At 63.1% G+C, this 19,460-nt stretch carries 16 protein-coding genes and 1 pseudogene; 9 read left to right on the top strand and 8 right to left on the bottom strand.

The features are described 5' to 3' along the window. The 3 genes from ACIQ3Q_RS02185 to uraH all read right to left on the bottom strand — a co-directional run bounded on the left by ACIQ3Q_RS02185 (position 1) and on the right by uraH (position 2,947). Entirely contained in the window at positions 1 to 1,017 is a 1,017-nt protein-coding gene (locus ACIQ3Q_RS02185) for an ABC transporter substrate-binding protein (RefSeq protein WP_396267343.1), read from the bottom strand. A gap of 84 nt (positions 1,018 to 1,101) precedes the next feature. Further along, entirely contained in the window at positions 1,102 to 2,295 is a 1,194-nt protein-coding gene (locus tag ACIQ3Q_RS02190) for a urate hydroxylase PuuD (protein WP_396267327.1), read from the bottom strand. 298 nt (positions 2,296 to 2,593) lie between these two features. Next, positions 2,594 to 2,947 (bottom strand): hydroxyisourate hydrolase, encoded by a 354-nt coding sequence (gene uraH, locus ACIQ3Q_RS02195; protein ID WP_396267328.1) that lies wholly within the window; start codon positions 2,945 to 2,947, stop codon positions 2,594 to 2,596. Positions 2,948 to 3,132: 185 nt separating this feature from the next. Here uraH and ACIQ3Q_RS02200 point away from each other — a divergent pair, with 185 nt between their 5' ends. The 7 genes from ACIQ3Q_RS02200 to ACIQ3Q_RS02230 all read left to right on the top strand — a co-directional run bounded on the left by ACIQ3Q_RS02200 (position 3,133) and on the right by ACIQ3Q_RS02230 (position 11,411). Beyond that, positions 3,133 to 3,813, top strand: coding sequence for a GntR family transcriptional regulator (locus ACIQ3Q_RS02200; RefSeq protein ID WP_396267344.1), 681 nt, complete (start codon positions 3,133 to 3,135; stop codon positions 3,811 to 3,813). Beyond that, positions 3,810 to 4,784 (top strand): allantoinase PuuE, encoded by a 975-nt coding sequence (gene puuE / locus ACIQ3Q_RS02205; protein ID WP_396267329.1) that lies wholly within the window; start codon positions 3,810 to 3,812, stop codon positions 4,782 to 4,784. Before ACIQ3Q_RS02200 ends, puuE begins: the two co-directional genes overlap by 4 nt. Position 4,785: 1 nt before the next feature. Then, positions 4,786 to 6,570: a 2-oxo-4-hydroxy-4-carboxy-5-ureidoimidazoline decarboxylase gene (gene uraD / locus ACIQ3Q_RS02210; protein WP_396267330.1), complete on the top strand. Its 1,785-nt coding sequence runs from the start codon at positions 4,786 to 4,788 to the stop codon at positions 6,568 to 6,570. 4 nt (positions 6,571 to 6,574) lie between these two features. After that, the gene (locus ACIQ3Q_RS02215; protein WP_396267331.1) at positions 6,575 to 7,828 is read left to right on the top strand and encodes a M20/M25/M40 family metallo-hydrolase; all 1,254 of its coding nucleotides are present in this window, start codon (positions 6,575 to 6,577) and stop codon (positions 7,826 to 7,828) included. A 63-nt stretch (positions 7,829 to 7,891) separates the two neighbouring features. Continuing rightward, positions 7,892 to 10,210, top strand: coding sequence for an NADP-dependent malic enzyme (locus ACIQ3Q_RS02220; protein WP_396267332.1), 2,319 nt, complete (start codon positions 7,892 to 7,894; stop codon positions 10,208 to 10,210). A gap of 388 nt (positions 10,211 to 10,598) precedes the next feature. Then, positions 10,599 to 10,964, top strand: a complete 366-nt coding sequence (locus ACIQ3Q_RS02225; protein ID WP_396267333.1) for a ribonuclease domain-containing protein — start codon at positions 10,599 to 10,601, stop codon at positions 10,962 to 10,964. A gap of 51 nt (positions 10,965 to 11,015) precedes the next feature. After that, positions 11,016 to 11,411 carry a barstar family protein gene (locus ACIQ3Q_RS02230; RefSeq protein WP_210805514.1) on the top strand — a complete coding sequence of 132 codons (396 nt, stop codon included), beginning with the start codon at positions 11,016 to 11,018 and terminating at the stop codon, positions 11,409 to 11,411. Between the two features lie 263 nt (positions 11,412 to 11,674). On the opposite strand, the gene rsmA is transcribed toward ACIQ3Q_RS02230, so the two are convergent. Genes rsmA through ACIQ3Q_RS02245 form a run of 3 tightly spaced genes read right to left on the bottom strand, consistent with a single transcriptional unit; the run spans position 11,675 to position 16,193 of the window. Next, entirely contained in the window at positions 11,675 to 12,442 is a 768-nt protein-coding gene (rsmA, locus tag ACIQ3Q_RS02235; RefSeq protein ID WP_396267334.1) for a 16S rRNA (adenine(1518)-N(6)/adenine(1519)-N(6))-dimethyltransferase RsmA, read from the bottom strand. After that, a complete protein-coding gene (locus ACIQ3Q_RS02240) occupies positions 12,439 to 13,752 on the bottom strand; it encodes a peptidylprolyl isomerase (protein ID WP_396267335.1) in 1,314 nt (437 codons plus the stop codon). The genes rsmA and ACIQ3Q_RS02240 overlap by 4 nt, the downstream gene beginning before the upstream one ends. Continuing rightward, positions 13,749 to 16,193 (bottom strand): LPS-assembly protein LptD, encoded by a 2,445-nt coding sequence (locus ACIQ3Q_RS02245; RefSeq protein ID WP_396267336.1) that lies wholly within the window; start codon positions 16,191 to 16,193, stop codon positions 13,749 to 13,751. Before ACIQ3Q_RS02245 ends, ACIQ3Q_RS02240 begins: the two co-directional genes overlap by 4 nt. A gap of 143 nt (positions 16,194 to 16,336) precedes the next feature. Here ACIQ3Q_RS02245 and ACIQ3Q_RS02250 point away from each other — a divergent pair, with 143 nt between their 5' ends. Continuing rightward, on the top strand, positions 16,337 to 17,395 hold the full coding sequence (locus ACIQ3Q_RS02250; RefSeq protein ID WP_396267337.1) for an aminoglycoside phosphotransferase family protein: 1,059 nt from the start codon (positions 16,337 to 16,339) through the stop codon (positions 17,393 to 17,395). On the opposite strand, the gene ACIQ3Q_RS02255 is transcribed toward ACIQ3Q_RS02250, so the two are convergent. Beyond that, positions 17,392 to 18,348 (bottom strand): LysR family transcriptional regulator, encoded by a 957-nt coding sequence (locus tag ACIQ3Q_RS02255; RefSeq protein ID WP_396267338.1) that lies wholly within the window; start codon positions 18,346 to 18,348, stop codon positions 17,392 to 17,394. The genes ACIQ3Q_RS02250 and ACIQ3Q_RS02255 overlap by 4 nt on opposite strands. A gap of 202 nt (positions 18,349 to 18,550) precedes the next feature. Here ACIQ3Q_RS02255 and ACIQ3Q_RS02260 point away from each other — a divergent pair, with 202 nt between their 5' ends. After that, positions 18,551 to 19,006: a DUF4148 domain-containing protein gene (locus tag ACIQ3Q_RS02260; protein ID WP_396267339.1), complete on the top strand. Its 456-nt coding sequence runs from the start codon at positions 18,551 to 18,553 to the stop codon at positions 19,004 to 19,006. Positions 19,007 to 19,093: 87 nt separating this feature from the next. Here the strand turns inward: ACIQ3Q_RS02260 and ACIQ3Q_RS02265 are convergent. Further along, positions 19,094 to 19,333, bottom strand: a pseudogene (locus ACIQ3Q_RS02265) (peptidase M20); the annotation flags it as partial. Positions 19,334 to 19,460: the final 127 nt, after the last annotated feature.

Consider the following 19,460-nt stretch of genomic DNA (forward strand, 5'->3'; position numbering starts at 1 on the left):
TCACTTGCGTGGCGCGGGCAGGATATTGCGATCGGCTGCGCTGGGCAGCAAGGCATCGGTCCAGATGGCGCCGACATTGACCCGCGTCTTGGTGGCAAAGGCGTCAGACACCTGTGAGGCCATCAGGGACAGACGGCCCGGGTTGACCGCACCAAAGCCTTCAGCACGCGCATCAGGACTGGCCACCACGGCGTCGATCGCCATGCGCAAGCGGCGCTTCTCAAGATCCACATTGATGATGCCGTCGCGCGCCTTCACATAGGTGATGGCCTCATCCGGATTGACCATGACCTCTTTGGCTCCCTTGGTAAAGGCTGTCAAGAAGGCCTTCACGGCTTGCGGGTTCTCTTTGATCAGCTTGGGGCTGGCGATGATGGCGTTGCCATAGAGCTTGACGCCATGGCTGGCAAAGGGCAAGACCACGATGTCTTCGGTCTTGACGCCACGCGCTTCCAAGTTCAACAAGGAGGTGAAAGAGAAGCCGGTGATCGCATCGACATCGCCACGGACCAGCATGGTCTCGCGCAGCGGGGGGTCCATGGTCGTCCACTGCACCGTGCCCAGGTTATTAGCCTTGGCAAAGATTGGGAAGGCCTTGCGACCGGCGTCAAAGCTGGGAGCGCCGAGCTTCTTGCCTGCCAGGTCGGCGGGCTTGCTGATCTTGCTGCTCTTCAGCGCCAAGACCGCTGCGGGCGTGTTGTTGTAGACCATCATCACCGCCACCGGCTTGTTCGGCGCGTCAGGGTTGTTGGCATGGAATTCCATCAGGGCCGCCACGTCCGCAAAGCCCATGTCATAGGCGCCAGACGCCACGCGTGTGACCGTGCCGCTGGACCCGGTGCCCGCGTCGATGGTCACATCCAGCCCTGCCGCTTTGTAGTAGCCCTTGGCACTAGACGCCAGGAACAAGGCCGCAGGGCCCTCGAAACGCCAATCCAGCTGGAACTTGAGGGGGGTACTGGCTTGAGCCATGACGCCTGTGCTGCACACCAGGGTGGCAGCGAGCGTCGCGCCCATCAAACGCCGGCGGGACAAGGAAGTGACAAGCGACATGGCAAAACTCCAATCAAAGTGCTGAGACAGGGACTGAGCCGGGAGAACTCAGGGGGGAAAACCTTGCTGCTGCCAGCGCGCCAACAACTGGCGTTCTGACTCCGTCATTTGGGTGGCATTGTTGATTGGCATGGCCCGCTGCAGAACCGTCTGCTGAACGATGGCCGCAGCATGGCGCTGCACCAACTCGGGCGTGTGCAAGGCGACGCCTTTGTTTTGAACTTGAGCGTTATGGCAGAGCACGCAGCGCTGCTCGATCACCGCCTTGACTTCAGCGAACTGAACCGGCGCAGGCGCTGCCACTGCAGGGCTGGGCTTGGGTGCCAGCATCACGGCCAGCACCAGCAGCAGCACACAACCGGCTACCGCATAGCCCCAAGGCGCAGCGCGGCCTTCGACATGGGCTTTGTGGCGCGCCACAAAGCTGTAGCGGATCAAGGCGCCAGCCAACATCAGGGCCACCAGCACCAGCCAGTTGTGCGGCGCGCCGGTGAGCCAACCGTAATGGTTGGAGATCATGGCGATCAGCACCGGCAGGGTGAAATAGGTGTCATGCACGCTGCGTTGCTTGCCGCGCTGACCGTGAATGGGGTCGGGCGCCTGCCCCGCCCGCAACTGCGCCACCACCGTGCGCTGGCCCGGGATGATCCAGAAGAACACATTGGCACTCATGGCCGTGGCCATCATGGCGCCCACCAGTAAAAAGGCGGCGCGGCCTGCAAACAGTTGGCAAGCCGCCCAAGAAGCTAACACCACCACCACGGTGATGATGGCACCCACCAAGCGTTCGCCATCGGGGCGCTGACCGAACACGCGGCACACGACGTCGTAGATCAGCCAGAACACCACCAAAAATGCCAGAGACGCAGCGATGGCGGCGCCCGCCGACCAGTCATAGACCGACTTGTCGATCAGGTAGGTGCCGGCATTGAAGAGGTAGAGCACCGTGAAGAGGGCAAAGCCAGTCAGCCACGTGCTGTAGCTCTCCCAGTAGAACCAGTGCAAGTTCTTGGGCAAGCTGGGCGGCGATACCAAGTACTTTTGGGGGTTGTAGAACCCGCCCCCATGCACGGCCCAGAGCTCGCCATCGACCTTCTTGTCCAGCAAATCAGGTGCCGTGGGCTTGGTGAGGCTGCTGTCGAGGAAAACGAAGTAGAACGACGAGCCGATCCAGGCAATGGCCGTGATGACATGCGCCCAGCGCAGCAGGAGATTGGCCCAGTCGAGCAAATATGCGTCCATGGCAACCCATTAGCAGGAACCGCGCCAGCGAAAGTGCAACTCACTCGCTCGGCACGCCTGCTCTCACCACAGCGGGCTCTGTGAGAAGCGAAGGGTCGCAAACTGAACAAGCTCAGGCACCGCGGCGACGTGGCCAAAGTGTATACACCAATTCCGAACAGCCCCCCCGGATTTTCCCGGGCATGGTGCATGGCCATCACCCAATCTGGTGCATCTCACAAGAACACGCCGGGGGGCCCCTGTGCTCTTGCCCCTTTTTGGAGGGGGCCGGGCAAAGCCTTGCTCGACCCCAGGGCGCTCAGGATCCGCGATAGGTGGACCAGGACCACGGGCTGACCAACAATGGGACGTGGTAATGCCCTTGCACATCGGCCATGCCAAAGTCCAGGTGTACGGTGCCCACAAAAGGCGGCTCCGGCAACTCAAGGCCAAGCGCCCGGAAGTAATCGGCCGCCTCAAAGCTGAGCCGCCAGGTGCCCGCCGCCATGGCCGCGCCTTCCAGCAGCGGCCCATCGGCGCGGCCATCCGCGTTGAGCGTTACTCGCTTAACCACCTGGGCTTCGTCGCCTTGAACGCGCAGCAGTGTCACCCGCATGCCCGCAGCCGGGCAGCCATGGGCAGTATCCAAAACGTGAGTGGAGAGGCGACCCATGATGGTCCTTTCTGAGCTGGTATGTGACAAAAGAGTAGCGTGTGCTTCGCCAAAGTGTATACACTTTAGGAAAGCCATCCAAGTGTTCGACGCTGGTGCCACCCAAGACCAAACCCCGCCCCTTGGCTGCGGCCGCCCCCAAAAGCGGACGTCGCAGCAAAGCCTCGCGCGAGGCCATTGAGCCCGTGGGCAGCGCCAGCCATGGCGCGACGGAACGCATCGTGGCCTCTATCACCGCCGCCATCGTGGAGCGGCGCCTGATGCCCGGCACCAAGCTGGCCGAACAAAAGATCGCCGACATCTTTGCCGTCTCTCGCACCATCGTGCGCCAGGCGCTGAACCAGCTTTCGCGAGACCATCTGGTCACGCTCTCCCCCGCGCGCGGCGCCTTTGTGGCCACCCCCAGCGTGGAGGAGGCTCGGCAGGTGTTCCAGGTGCGCGGCATGCTGGAGACGGCGATGGTCAAGGCCCTGGCCACGAGCATCACCGACGCCCAAATCAGCCAACTGCGGCAGCACTTGCAATTGGAGCGTGAAGCCATCGCGCGCACCGATGTGCCTGGCCGCACCCGCTTGCTGGCGGACTTTCATGTCGTCTTGGCGCGCATGCTGGGCAACACCGTCTTGGCTGAGTTGCTGAATGACTTGCTGAACCGCTCCTCCTTGATCGCGCTGATGTATCAATCCAGCCATTCAGCCGAGCATTCCCAAGACGAGCACAGCCGCATCGTTGAAGCTCTGGCCGCGCGCGATAGCAAAACAGCCACCAAGCTCTTGACCCAGCATCTCAGCAGTGTCGAGCGCAACCTGCATCTGGACCCACGCAGCCCTGACCTCGCCCTCGCACTTTTGCCGCCCACACCATGAGCACTCCTGCCCGCTACCCCCGAGACCTGCGCGGCTATGGCCGCAACCCGCCTCACGCCCAATGGCCCGGCCAAGCCCGTGTGGCAGTGCAGTTTGTGCTGAACTATGAAGAGGGCGGCGAGAACTCGGTGCTGCATGGGGATGCCGGGTCCGAGCAGTTTCTCTCGGAGATGTTCAACCCCCCGGCCTTTGCCGACCGGCACTTGTCGATGGAAGGCATTTACGAGTACGGCTCGCGCGTGGGCGTGTGGCGCCTGCTGCGCGAGTTCGAGCGCCGTGGCCTGCCCTTGACCATTTTTGGCGTGTCGATGGCGCTGGAGCGCTGCCCCGAGGTCACCGCCGCCTTCATGGAACTGGGCCACGAGATCGCCTGCCACGGTTGGCGCTGGATCCACTACCAAAACATGCCGCCCGAGCAAGAGCGCGAGCACCTGGAGCGCGGCATGGCCCTCATTGAGAAGCTGACCGGCCCGCTGCTGCCGCCCGAGCAGCGCATCCACGGTGCGGGCTGGTACACCGGCCGCGACAGCCCGAACACCCGCCGCTTGGTGGCCGACCATGGTGGCTTTGCCTATGACAGCGACTATTACGGCGACGACCTGCCCTTCTGGCTGACGGTGCGCAAGAGCGACGGCCAAACCAGCCCGCATTTGGTGGTGCCTTACACGCTGGACTGCAATGACATGCGCTTTGCCCTGCCGCAAGGGTTCAGCCATGGCGATGAGTTTTTTGAGTACCTGCGCGACGCCTTTGACGTGCACTGGGCCGAGGGCGATGAGCGCCCCAGCATGATGAGCATTGGCATGCACTGCCGCCTCTTGGGTCGCCCCGGCCGGATGCGCGCCTTGCAGAAGTTTTTGGATCATATCCAGCGTCATGACCGCGTCTGGATCACCCGGCGCATCGACATCGCCCGCCATTGGCGGCAGACCCACCCCTATGACGCCAGCACCGCTTTTTTGTGGGAATGACATGAGCCCCAACAGCTTGAACCTGAATACGCTGAACGAGGCTGACGCCGCTGCGTTCGCCCAGCATCTCAACGGTATTTATGAGCATTCACCGTGGGTCGGTGAGCGCGCCGCCGCACTGCGGCCCTTTGCCAGCCTGCATGCGCTGAAACATGCCTTGGTGAGCGCGGTGCGCCAGGCCAGCCGCGACGAGCAATTGGCCCTGATCCGCGCCCACCCCGAGTTGGCGGGCAAGGCCATGGTGGCGAAGTCCTTGACGGCGGAATCGACCCATGAGCAGAGCACGGCCGGGCTGACGCACTGCAGCCCCGAGGAGTTTGCGCATCTGCAGCAGCTCAATGCCGACTACAACGCGCGCTTTGGCTGGCCCTTCATCTTGGCGGTGCGAGGCCCGCGCGGCGTGGGCCTGAGCCGCCAAGAGATCATCAGCACCTTTGAGCGTCGGCTGCACGGCTCTGCGGCCTTTGAATTTGCCGAGGTGCGGCGCAACATTCACCGCATCGCCGAGATCCGTCTGAACGACAAGTTCGGCCACACGCCGCTGCAAGGCCAACAGGTGTGGGATTGGGCTGAAGCGCTGGCTCAACACAGCGAGGTCGAAGGCGCGTTGACCGTGACTTACCTGACCGAGCCGCATCGCGCCTGCGCCAAGCAGTTGGCCGACTGGATGCGCGACGACTGCGGCTTCGACCGGGTGGACATCGACGCTGTCGGCAATGTGGTGGGCGTCTACGACGGCCAGACCGCCGACGCGCCCCGTTTGCTGACGGGCAGCCACTACGACACCGTGCGCAATGGCGGCAAGTACGACGGCCGTCTCGGCATTTTGGTACCCATGGCCGTGGTGCGTGCCCTCAAGGCCAGCGGCACCCGCCTGCCCTATGCCTTGGAGGTGGTGGGCTTTTCAGAAGAAGAAGGCCAGCGCTACAAAGCGACATTTCTGGGCTCGTCGGCTTTGACGGGACAGTTCGATGCACGCTGGCTCGACCAGCAAGACGCCCAAGGCATCCCGCTGCGCGAAGCCATGCGGCGCGCAGGCTTGTGTGTGGACGACATCCCCCAACTGCGGCGCGACGCTTCACGCTATCTGGGCTTTGTCGAGGTTCACATCGAGCAAGGGCCGGTGCTCAACGCACTGGACCTGCCGCTGGGCGTGGTGACCTCCATCAACGGCAGCGTGCGCTTCATGTGCGAAGCCATCGGCCAAGCCTGCCATGCGGGCACCACCCCCATGGGCCAGCGACAAGACGCCGCAGCCGCCGTGGCCGAGTTGATCTTGGCGCTGGAGAAGCGTGCTGCGCAAGTGCGCGACTTGGTCGGCACAGTCGGCATGCTGGAGGTGCCCCAAGGCTCCATCAATGTGGTGCCCGGGCGCTGCCGCTTCAGCCTGGACATCCGCGCCACCACCGATGCCGCCCGGGATGCCTGTGTGGCCGATATGCGCGAGCACATCACCCGCATCAGCGAGGCCCGCGGCGTGCACATCCAGCTTGAAGAAACCATGCGGGCCAGCGCCGCCCCCAGCCACCCGACGTGGCAAGCGCATTGGGAAGCTGCCGTGGCGGCCTTGGGGTTGCCCGTACACCGCATGCCCAGCGGCGCCGGCCACGACGCCATGACCCTGCACACCGTGATGCCGCAAGCCATGTTGTTTGTGCGCGGCCTGAATGCCGGCATCAGCCACAACCCGCTGGAATCCATCACTGCGGACGATGCCGACCTGGCCGTCCAAGCCTTTCATCACCTGCTGGCTACTGTCGCCACCACGGCCGCCCAAGGAACCTGATCTCATGACTGCCTCTACCGACTACACCGCACTGGACGCCTGGGTGGACGCCCACTTTGACGAGCAGGTGCGCTTTCTGCAAGCGCTGGTTCAAGTGCCCACCGACACGCCGCCCGGCAACAACGCACCGCATGCCGAGCGCCTGCGCGAACTGTTGGCCGAGATGGGGCTGGCTGCCGAGGCCTTCCCCGTTCCTGCCGATGAGGTGCAAGCCTATGGCATGCAGAGCATCACCAACCTGATCGTGCGGCGGCGCTTTGCCGACAGCGGCCCCGTCATCGCGCTCAATGCCCATGGCGACGTGGTGCCGCCGGGCGAGGGCTGGACGCACGGCCCCTACAGTGGCGAGGTGGTGGACGGCAAGCTCTATGGCCGCGCGGCTGCGGTCAGCAAGTGCGACATGAGCACCTTCACCTTCGCACTGCGCGCGCTGGAGTCGCTGGGAGGGCCGCGCCGGGGCGGGGTGGAGCTGCATTTCACCTATGACGAAGAGTTCGGCGGTGAACTGGGTCCGGGCTGGCTCCTGAAGCACGGCCACACCCGGCCGGATCTGATGATTGCGGCGGGCTTCAGCTACCAAGTGGTGGTGGCCCACAACGGCTGCTTGCAGTTGGAGGTGACAGTGCAGGGCGATATGTCGCATGCCGCCATTCCCGACAGCGGCACCGACGCGCTGCAGGGTGCGGTGCACATCATGAATGCGCTCTACCGGCTCAACAGCGATTACCTCCAAGTGCGCTCCCAGGTAGATGGCATCACCCACCCGTATCTGAACATCGGGCTGATCCAAGGCGGCACCAACACCAATGTGATTCCGGGCAAGGTGGTGCTCAAGCTGGATCGCCGCATGATCCCTGAAGAAGACCCGGCGGCGGTGGAAGCCAGCCTGCGCGAGTGCATGGCGCAGGCCGCCGCCAGCTTCAACCCGCCACGCGGTGGCAAGCAACTGAGCGTAGAGGTGCGGCGCATGCTGCTAGCCCGCGCCATGCAGCCGCTGCCCGGCAATGCGCCGCTGGTGGCCGCCATTCAAGCCCACGGCCAAGCCGTGTTTGGAGAGGCTATTCCCGCGGTGGGGACTCCGCTCTACACCGATGTGCGCCTGTATGGCGAGCGGCAAATTCCGGGCGTGATCTACGGCGCGGGGCCACGCACCGTGCGCGAAAGCAATGCCAAGCGGGCCGACGAGCACATCGTGCTGGAAGACCTGCGCCGCGCCACAAAGGTTCTAGGACGGTCACTGCGGGATTTACTGACGTAAACCCGCACGGCCTGCCTACAATCGCCAGCCCCGGCCCTAGACCTGGGTTGGCAAGGAGAAGCTTTGACCACTGCCGATGAAAAGCGCGACGAACTCCGCCGCGCCGCGCTTGAATATCACGAGTTCCCGACGCCCGGAAAGCTGGACATTGCTGCGACCAAGCAGCTGACCAACCAGCGCGACCTGGCCTTGGCCTATTCCCCGGGGGTGGCGTTTGCGTGCGAGGCCATCGTTGAGGACCCCGCCAACGCCTTCCGCTACACCTCGCGTGGCAATCTGGTGGCGGTGGTCACCAACGGCACCGCCGTGCTGGGCCTGGGCAATATCGGCCCACTAGCTTCTAAGCCGGTGATGGAAGGCAAAGCCGTTCTTTTCAAGAAGTTCGCCGGGATTGACGTCTTCGACTTGGAGATCAAGGAAGACAACCTCGACAAGCTGGTGGACATCGTTGCGGCGCTGGAACCCACCTTCGGGGGCATCAACCTCGAAGACATCAAGGCCCCCGACTGCTTTTATGTCGAGCGCAAGCTGCGCGAGCGGCTGAAGATTCCCGTCTTCCACGACGACCAGCACGGCACCGCCATCGTGGTGGGTGCGGCCTTGCTGAACGGCTTGAAGGTCGTGGGCAAAGACATCAAGACCGTCAAGCTCGTGTCCTCCGGCGCGGGCGCTGCCGCCTTGGCCTGCCTGAACCTGCTGATCAAGCTGGGCATGCCCCGCGAGAACATCTGGGTGACCGACTTGGCTGGCGTGGTCTACCAAGGCCGCACCGAGCTGATGGACCCCGACAAAGCCGAGTTCGCGCAAGAAACCGAGCAGCGCACGCTGCGCGAGGCGATCGTTGGCGCCGACATCTTTTTGGGCCTCTCGGCCGGTGGCGTGCTGAAGGCCGACATGGCCGCCAGCATGGCCGCCAAGCCCTTGATCTTTGCGCTGGCCAACCCGACGCCGGAGATCATGCCTGAAGAGGTCAAGGCGGTGCGCAGCGACGCCATCATGGCCACCGGTCGCACGGACTACCCCAACCAAGTCAACAACGTTCTGTGCTTCCCCTACATCTTCCGGGGTGCGCTGGACTGCGGCGCGACCACCATCACCGACGAGATGGAAATCGCCTCGGTGCACGCGATTGCCGACCTGGCCCAGGCCGAGCAGAACGAAGTGGTGGCCGCTGCCTATGCCGGCGAGAAGCTGGCCTTTGGCCCCGAGTACCTGATTCCCAAGCCCTTTGACCCCCGGCTGATGATGAAGATCGCGCCGGCCGTGGCCCAGGCCGCCGCCGACAGTGGCGTGGCACAGCGCCCGATCGCTGACATGGAGGCCTATCGCGAACGGCTGCAGAGCTTTGTCTATGCCTCAGGCACGGTCATGAAGCCGATTTACGCCGCCGCCAAAAGTGCCGCCAAGAAGCGCGTGGCCTATGCCGAGGGTGAAGACGAGCGCGTGCTGCGGGCCTGCCAGATCGTGGTGGATGAGGGCTTGGCGCGACCCACGCTCATCGGGCGCCCCGCCATCATTGCCAAGCGCATCGAAAAGTTCGGCCTGCGCCTGCAAGAAGGCCTGGACTATGAGGTGGTCAACGTCGAGCAAGATCACCGCTATCGCGACTTCTGGCAGACCTACCACCGCATGGCCGAGCGTCGCGGGGTGACAGAGCAGTTGGCCAAGATCGAGATGCGTCGCCGGCTGACCTTGATCGGCGCCATGCTGCTGCACAAGGGCGATGTGGATGGCCTGATCTGCGGCACTTGGGGCAGCACCACCACCCACTTGGAGTACATCGACCAAGTGATCGGCAAGACCGCTGGCGGCAGCCCGCGCACCGAGCAAGATGTGCGGGTCTACGCTTGCATGAACGGGCTGATGCTGCCGGGGCGGCAAGTCTTCTTGGTGGACACCCATGTCAATTACGACCCCACGGCCGAAGAGTTGTGCGAGATCACCGTGATGGCCGCCGAAGAGATGATGCGCTTTGGCATCAAGCCCAAGGTGGCGCTGCTGTCGCACTCCAATTTCGGCTCGTCCAACCAGCCCAGTGCAGTCAAGATGCGGCAGACCTTCCAGCTTTTGCGCCAGCAAGCGCCTTGGCTGGAGGTGGACGGCGAGATGCATGGCGATGTGGCCCTGGACCCAGCGGCCCGCAGCCGGCTGATGCCCAACAGCTTGCTGCAAGGCGAAGCCAACCTGCTGGTGTTGCCCAATATCGACGCCGCCAATATTAGCTACAACCTGCTCAAAACAGCCTCGGGCGGCGGCATTGCCATTGGCCCCGTGCTCTTGGGTGCCGCCAAGCCAGTGCACATCTTGACGCCTTCGGCGACCGTGCGCCGAGTGGTGAACATGACGGCATTGACCGTGGCCGACGCCAACGCAGCACGCTGACAGCAGTTCTGAGCGCTCAAGGCGAGACCGCTGGTCTCGCCTTTTTCATGGGCGCCCCAAAATCGTGCGCTGCAGCAACAGTGCTGCGCAAGCGCCCCTCGATCAGGATTTTTTGCAGTGCGACAAATTTGGCGAAACCCTGCAAATTCTCACGAATTCTGAGAGTGCCTACTCACAACTTAACCTTGGCTTTGCTCAGTTTTGCGGCAGATCTCTTGTGGTTTTCACGCCAATCAGATAGCATCACGGTTTAAATATTCAGGGTAAACCCGTGACACACATCGATCCTCTGCTGGTGTCTGAATCCTCGTCAAAGTCTGGGCCCAAGTCCTCACCGCGAACGCGAGGTTTTGGCTTGCTTGCAGCCGTGTCGATGAGCGTCGCACTCATGACCGCCACCCTCGGGTTGGGCGTGCATGGGTCGGCTCAGGCCCGAGACTCAGCAGAGTCCACTTCGGCGGTCATGGCCGAGATCTCACGGTCTGCACTCCCTGTCGAAGCACAGCGTACTGAACGGCTGATCCTGGCCGGTGGCCCCTTCCCTTACAGCAAGGATGGCACCGTGTTTGGCAACCGTGAGAGGCTGTTGCCCAGGCAGGCTCGGGGCTACTACCGCGAATACACCGTCCCTACACCCGGAGCTCGTAACCGGGGTGCTCGGCGGATTGTCTGCGGTGGCCAGCAAGTTCAGGCGCCTGACGCATGTTTTTATACCGCTGACCACTACGCGAGCTTCAAGCGCATCGTGAAGTGATCAGCCGATCGGTTCTCGGTTTTTTATTTTGAACACAAGGAGGAACGCGACATGCTTTTGCAATCTGTGCGTCCCAACATCGTGCAGGCAATACGCGCATTCCGGGTCGATGACCTGATGCGCGCGGCCCAGGAGTCGGGCCAGCACTTCTTGTTTGCCAATCTCACCGAAGCCCAGTCCAAGCAGGACGTGTTGGAGGGCATTGCCACCTCCTTCTTGTTCCCGCAGCACTTCGGCAAAAACTTGGATGCGCTCTATGACTGCATGACCGACTTGGTGCACAAGTCGGGCAGCCAGCCCGGCTTTGTGGTGGTGCTGGAGCAGATTCCGGACAACTCCAAGTTCGACCGTGAGTCGCGCGAACAATTGCTGGATGTCTTCAGAGACGCGGCGGACTTCTGGGCGGATCGCAAGATACCGTTCCGATGTTTCTATTCTTTTCAGTAGCCCGCTCCCAAGAAACAGGGTCATGGGAGCGGGCTACTGAGACGGCCCCCGAAGTCAAGCCAGCCAGCAAGGCCAGCAGCAAAGCCGGTGGAAACCCCAGCTTTGGCATGAACATGCCGATGATGAGCAGTGCGTTTGACACCTCGATGTGGTTGAACGCCGCCTAAGCGCCGCGCAACACACTACAACGACAACGGCCCGCGTTTTTGCGCGGGCCGTTTCTATTTCGACTCGCCACAGCGGGCGTGAATTGGCCGGAAGGCTCAGCGCGGGGGCAAAGCCTGCGCCAGCGCAACGAACTCAGCCACGGGCACCTCTTCGGCGCGGCGCTGCAGGTCAAACTCACCAGCAAAGCCTTGCTCCTCGAGCCAGCGGCCCAAGGTGTTGCGCAAAATCTTGCGGCGCTGCGAGAAGGCGCACTGCACCATGTCCTCGAAGCGCGCTTGGTCCAGCGCCACCGCATCGGGCAGCGGCACCATGCGCACCACGGCCGAGTCCACGCGTGGTGGTGGGTCAAACGACTCTGGCGGCACCTCCAAGATCGACTCAATGTCGTAGCGCCACTGCAGCATCACTGACAAGCGCCCATAGGCCTTGCTGCCCGGCTCGGCGGCCATGCGGTCAACCACTTCCTTTTGCAGCATGAAGTGCTGGTCCGCCACGCGGTCTACACAGCCCAGCAGGTGAAACAAGATGGGCGTGGAGATGTTGTAGGGCAGGTTGCCCGCAATGCGCAGCTTGGCACCAAATTCGTCGGCCAAAGCGTGGAAGTCCACCGTCAACACATCCGCCTCGATGACGCGCAAGCCCTCTTGGCGGCGCAGCTTGGCCGCCAGGTCGCGGTCCAGCTCAATCACGGTCAGCGGCTTGCAGCAGGCCAGCAAGGGCAGGGTCAAGGCGCCGAGGCCTGGGCCGATCTCGATGACGAGTTCACCCGACTGCGGGTTGATGGCCCGCACAATGCTGTCGATGATGAAACCGTCGGTCAGAAAGTGCTGACCGAAGCGCCTGCGCGCCTGATGGCCGCTCACTGGGGCGCTTCCCGCATCTCAACATAGGCCCGCGAACGCAACTCGTTGATCCACTCGGTGTAGGTGGTTTCATAGCGTTGCTCGCGCAGCACATTGCGGGCCTGCTCGCGCACTTGCTTGGGGTCCATGGGCACATCGCGGCGGTCGGTCACTTGAATCAAATGAAAGCCGAAGCGCGACTCAATCGGCGGCGAGATACCGCCCAACTGCAAGCCGCCCATGGCTTCCTCGAACTCAGGCACAAATTGGCCAGGGTTGGCCCACCCCAAATCACCGCCACTCGTGGCACTGCCGTCTTCAGAGTTCTTGCGCGCCAGCTCTTCAAAGCTGACTTTGCCAGACAACACCGCCTCGCGGAACTCAGCCAGGCGGCGGCGGGCAGCGTCTGGGCTGAGACGAATCGAGGGCCTTAGCAAGATGTGACGAGCGCGGGTCTGGGTGACGGTGATCTCGCTGCCATCTGTGCGCGACAGCACTTTGATCAGGTGGAAGCCCGCACCACTGCGAATCAACTTGGGCGTGACCCCTCCCACCGGCACAGCCTGCACGGCTTCAATGAAGAGGTCCGGCAACTTATCTTGAGGCTTGGCGCCAATTTCGCCCCCACGCTCGCGGTTGCCATCTTCAGAGTATTGCCGGGCCAGTTTGTCGAAGGCCTCACCGGCCAAGACGCGCCGCTGGACTTCTTCGGCGCGCGCACGGCGCTGGTTTTCCACTTCGCGGCTGGCCCCTTCGGGCACGGTCACCAAAATCTGCGCGAGGTTGAGTGTCGCCATCCGGCCGCGTTGTGCCGCTTGTTCTTCAATGAAGCGCTCGACATCGGCATCGCTGATGCGCAGGCGCCCTTGCACTTCGCGTTCGCGCGTACGCTCAGCCAAAATTTGGTCGCGCAAATTATTGCGAAACCGCGTCATGTCCAGGCCTTCGGCCTTGAGCCGCTCGCGCAAGGTGTCCAGGCTCATTTTGTTGGCCGCGGCCACATTGGCCACCGCCCGGTCCAACTCGGCCTCATCCACCTTCATGCCGCTGTCGCGGGCATAGGTGATGATCACGCGCTCATTGATCAAGGCTTCCACCACCTCTTTGCGCAGTTGCGCGTCAGCGGGCAACTTGGTGTTGCCGCGCCGGGCTTGTTCACGCAATTCGGCCATGCGCTGATCGACCTCATTGCGGGTCACCAGCTCGTTGTTCACCACCGCCACGATGAAGTCAGCTGAGCGGGGTGTCGTTTGGGCCAGCGCCATGGCCGCCGGCCAAGCCAGCAGAGTCGCCAGACCGAAACGACGAAGTCGAGAAGCGAGAGTTGTCATGGGTTTACCGTTGTCGTGGGCCGCGCGTCTTCGTCGCGCAGCAGCCTATAGCCGGGGATATTGTCCTTCAGGACCTTTAGGGGGCTGGGGCCAAGCCTAGAGAGGCCAATCAACTCCAACTGGAACATCCAACGCGTGGTGGCTTCGCTGCGGCCCGTCGAGGTGCGCTCCACCACGATTCTGCCTATCCAGCAGCCCGCATCCCATTCCAGCCCCAGTAAAGAATCGGTGAGCCGTTTATCGAGCAGGCTGTAGTTGGTGCGACCCACGCCATACAGCGTGGTCTGGCAGCCGCCTCCTCGGGCCGCCCCTTGATAGAGGGGCCATTGTCCGGCCACATCGATTTGCTCGTTCAAGCCGCGCGCAAACCGGTAGGTGGCCGCCAAGGTATGAAAAGGCTTGGGCTGCCAACGCACCGAGGTGATGCTGCGGGCGAAACGGTCTGTGTCGGTGTTGAACTGCAGCGTGCCGTCTATGCGCCAATCGGGCGCAGGGCTGCCACTGCCGTAAAGCAGCAGGTCTGAAAAGCGATTGGCGGTGTTTTGGCCGTCAGGGGTGAGCTTTTGCTCGCCAAAGAGGTAGCGCTGTGCGGCGCCCAAGCGCAGACGTTCAGCGCCGGATCGGGGATCGATCAAACGAGACATGGCGCCCAGGGTGAGTTGATTCGCGTCACTGATGCGGTCCACGCCCGTGAAGGCGTTGTCAGCGTAGATGGACAACTCGTTAAAGTCCCGCGCCGCGCTGTCAAACAGCGGCAGGTCAGTTTGCTCCCGAAACGGGGTGTAGACGTAGTGGAGGCGCGGCTCCAGCGTCTGGACCAGCGGCACCTCCAGCCACTGCGCCGGACGCTCCAAGCGCAGGCCGCTGTCTAGGCTGGCGGTAGGAATCAGGCGGCGGCGATCGAAGGCGGGTTGAGTCGGCCGCGCATCCACCTGATAGCTCGCGGCATTCAAGCGCAGCGTCGGGCTGATCCACCCCCAGCCCTCATCCCAGTGGCGTTTGACCTCAGCTTGCACATGCACACGCTGCCCGTCAGCGCGGGTGTCCGTGCTGGTTCGGTCGGCAAGCACAAAGCGGTTGTACTCGGCCTCCAGTTGCACCCGCACGCCACCCGGTGCATCGCCTTCCATCCGCAAGCCCAGCTGAGGCAGCCGCTGATAAGGGGGCAAGACGGCGTCGGTGGTGCTTTGCAGCACTTGCCAAGTTTGTGCCCGGGCATAGGCGCCCCAGCGCAGCGCGTCGTCTTGTGAGGACCAGTGCCGCTGCACTTTGATGTCCTGCGGTAGTAAACGCGGCATCTGGCTGGGCAGCACCCGACTGAAGTCCTTCCAGTAGTCATCGTCGGTGGCACGCTGCACCGCCAGGTCATAGCGCAGGCCGCCAAAGCCATGGCCGCTGTGGCTGAAATCCACCGAACCCCGGCTGCGCTGTGCAGCCCGGTCTTCGGGCAGCCAATGCGCCGCCACCTGACCTTGGTCTTGCGCCCCCAAATACCGGAACTCAGCCTGCATGGACAGCCCTCGCCGCGCCAAGAAGCCTGGCGTGAGCGTGAGGTCGTAGTTCGGAGCCAGATTGAAGTAATAGGGCAGGGACAGGTCAATGCCGGAGCGGTTGTCGACATTCACTGTGGGCGGCAGCCAACCAGACTTACGGGCATCGGTCGAGGGAAAACTCAGCACCGGCGCATAGAGAATCGGCACGCCCAAAAACCGCAAGGTGGCCCCTTCGGCCCGGCCTTCATTGTTCTCAAAGTCCAGCGAGAGCTTGTCCGCCGAGAGCACCCAATCGGGCTCCAGGTCTTCCTCGCGCCGACAGCTGGTGTAGCTGGCGCCTTGGGCGGTGAGCCTGCGGTCGGAGAAGAACTCAATGTCTTTGGCTTGGCCGCCCGCGCCGGTGCGGGCAAAGTCAAAGACCGAGTCCTTGAGCACGCCTTCGCGGGTTTTGAGGTTGACTTGCGCTTCGCTGCCGCTAAAACGGTCGGCCCCACGGCGCACCGTCACACGGCCTTTGGCCACCGCCAGTTGCGAGGCATGCTGCACACTCAAAGCATCGGTGGTCAGCACCAAGTCGCCTTGCGACAGCGTTACCTCACCGCTGGCTACGGTTTCAAGGTCCAAGGTGCTGCGCAGGCGCAGGGCCGTCAGCACCATGTCATTGGCGCTGGCCGGCCGCTCGACCTGCATGATCGGCGCCTCGTCTGCCGGAGCCACGGGCACTGCTGCGGCCTGCCCAGCCCCTTGCGCATCTAGGCGCAGCGGCACGGGCCGCGTGGGCATGGTCTGCGCCCAGGCAGCCGCAGGCAGCAGGGCCAAGATCAAGGCCACGGGTGTCAGGCTTGCGCGCGTGGCCGCCCGCTGCAAGGCCGGCGCACCCAAGCTCGGGCGGCGCGGTCTGACGCGGTGCTCGCAGAGGCTCAGGCGTGACGGTGAGAAGGACAGCAAAACAGAACCGTTGGGTGAAGGCCGTGCACCGCAGCGATGGCCTGCACAGCGGGCAGCGCTCAGCGGCCGGCCCAGGGGCGCGGAAGGGGGCTCGGTAGAATCGAGGCATTATCCACGAGGGTCGCTGCACCCAGCGCATGTCCATGTCTGCCCACTCTTCGGCCAACCCATCGTCCATTGCCTGGGCAGCCCCCGAACGCGAACGCGCTTTTCACGCCTGGTTGACGCCGCTGCTGGCCACCCATCAGCTTGACCTGGCCACGCTGGCGCCGGCCTCTGCAGACGCCAGCTTTCGCCGCTACTTCCGCATCCGTGGCGCCGCAGGCAGTCTGATCATCATGGACGCGCCGCCGCCCTTAGAGGATGTGCGCCCCTTCTTGCAGGTGGCTGGGCTGATTCACCAAGCAGGCTTGAACGCTCCGGAGGTGTTAGCCGCCGATGAAGCCCAGGGCTTTTTGCTGCTCAGCGACCTGGGCCAAGGGCTCTATTTGAACGCCTTGAAGGAGGCCAACCAGGCGCAGGCGGACCGCTTGATGCGCGATGCCATCCGCGCCTTGGTGCATTGGCAAAGTACGGTAAAGGCCGACAGCTTGCCGCTCTATGATGCGCCCTTGCTACAGCGCGAGTTGGACCTGTTCCCTGACTGGTGTGTGGCCAAGGAATTTGGCATCACCTGGGGCGACAAAGAACAGCAACTCTGGGCGGGTGTGTGCACCCATTTGCTGGACAGCGCTTTGGCCCAACCCACCGTGGCGGTGCACCGCGACTGGATGCCGCGCAACCTGATGGTGGCCGACCCCAACCCCGGCATTCTTGATTTTCAAGATGCGGTGCGTGGGCCCATCAGCTACGACGTGGCCTCGATGTTGCGCGATGCCTTTTTATCTTGGGACGAAGAGCATGAGTTGGACTGGGCCGTGCGCTACTGGGAGCAAGCCCGCAAGGCAGGCCTGCCCGTGAATGAAGACTTTGGTGAGTTCTGGCGCCAGGTCGAATGGATGGGCCTGCAGCGCCACTTGAAGATCTTGGGCATCTTTTGCCGCTTGAAGCACCGCGACGGCAAGCCCAAGTACAGCGAAGACCTGCCGCGCTTTTTCAACTACGCCACCAAGGTCGCCATGCGCTATGCGCCGCTCAAGCCGCTGGTGCGCTTGCTGGAGCCGCTGCAAGGCAAGGCGCTGACGGTGGGCTATACCTTTTAAGAGGTTTCGCAGCCGGCTGCGGCCAGCCACGGGTCGCGGTCTTGCCCGCCAAAAGACGCCACCAGAAACTCCATCATGGCGCGCGTGCGGGCCGGCACATGCTGGCGGGTGGGCATGCAGATCCAAAGGTCGGAGCTGAACAGCCGCCACTGCGGCAGCACGCGCTCGAGTGCGTGCTCCAGCAAAGCATCTTCCACCACATAGGACGGCAGGCCGGCAATGCCCAGGCCCGCCAGCGCTGCGGCATAGTTGGTGTCCACATGGGTGGTGGATAGCACCCCGCGCCCTGGCGCGATGAAGAAAGACTCCGTGCCCGCAGCCTCGCCATTGCAAGTGCCGCAATAAAACGTCAGGCCACGCAACACGTCTGACGTCGGCGGGATCAACACGTCATGCAAGGCGAACTCTCTGGGGTGCGTGGGGCGACCCCGGGCATTCAGATACTCGGGTGACGCCACCGTGACCACCTCCGTGCGCGCCAGCCGCTTGGCCACAAAGTGGCCATCCAGAGGCTTGCGAGACAGCACCAGCGTCAGGTCATAGCTTTCATCCACCGACTCCACCGGGCCATGCGCCGCAATCTCCACCGTCACCTGCGGATGCTGGGCATGAAAGCGCGGCAGCAGCTTGGCCAACTGGTGGGTGGCCACCGAGGGCGGGCACAGCAGCCGCACATGGCCGCGCACTTCCGTCACAGCAGCACTGGCCAGGGCCTCTGCCTCTTCCAAGTCGACCAAGATTTGCCGCACCCGCTCTAGGTACTGCTCGCCCACATCGGTGAGCGCCATGCGCCGCGTGGTGCGGTTCATCAGGCGGGCACCCAGGTGCTCCTCCAACTCCGCCACGACCCGCGTCACCACCGCAGGGGCCAGGTTCAGGGCGCGCGAGGCGGCGCTGAAACTGCCCTCATCAATGACCCGCGCAAACACGCGCATGGCGCGAAGGGTGTCCATTGATTATTCCTTTTTCACAAACAGACATCTGCTATTTTTAGTATTTATTCCGATTGAGTCAATAGGTACAGTTCACCCCATCGATGAGCCGCCAAGAAGAACACGACTCACCGAGGCTGGACAAGACGGAGCCACAGAACAAGTTAGTGCTCACCGCCATGCCCGGTATCCCAACTTCAACCATTGAACCAAGGAAATCATCATGAACCGTACCGCTACCCTGATCGCCGCTGCTGCCATCACCGTGTTGAGCAACGCTGCCCTGGCCCAAGACGCCATTCCCGCCACCTGGGCCAACGAAGTGGCCAAGCCCGTGACCTCGACCGTGAGCCGCGCTGAAGTACGTGCCGAGATGGATGCCGCCCGCCAAGCCGGCCTGCTTAACCCGTTCGACAGCGATCTGAATGTTCGCGTCAACGCTCCCTTCAAGGCGCCCACCCTGTTGGCACGCACACAGCAGGGCGCCGATCGGGTGGCAGCGCTGAGCCGCAATGCTGCAGCCACCTCCGAACTGAGCCGCGAGCAAGTGCGTGCCGAAGTGATCGCCGCCCACAAGTCGGGTGAGATCAACACCTTTGACAACTTGGCCTACCTCAGCGCGCCGACCAAGAGCGTGAAGGTTGCACCGGCCGCCTTGGCCCAAGCACCGCAACGCTGAATTGGGCGGCTGCCCCAGGTCAGCAGCCTGAAGCCAAAAGGGCGGGTCACCCCGCCCTTTTTCTATGGCCTTTTCAGGCTTGATGGCTCAAGGATGCGCGGCCACCACCTGGGCCACGGCTGCCGTTAAGCGCCGGGCATAGGGCAGGTGCAAGAACTCATTCGGGCCATGCGCATTGCTCTTGGGGCCGAGCACGCCGCAGACCATCATCTGGGCGCTGGGGAAGCCTTGCTGCAGCAAGTTCATTAGCGGGATGGTGCCGCCCTGCCCGATATAACCCAGCGGCGCGCCAAAGTAGGCTTGTGAAGCCCGGTCCATGGCCTGCTCTAACTGTCACGTCTCATGTGATCATTGGCCGATTCGAAGCTGGCCGCTACTTCAGGCCAGAGCTGTCCTGAGCGAGTTGCTGGCTTCGATCCCAGAGAGTTCATCATAGCCAGATCGCATGAGCCAT

It is taken from the genome of Ideonella sp. (assembly GCF_044358605.1).
Taxonomy (GTDB): Bacteria; Pseudomonadota; Gammaproteobacteria; order Burkholderiales; family Burkholderiaceae_C; genus Ideonella.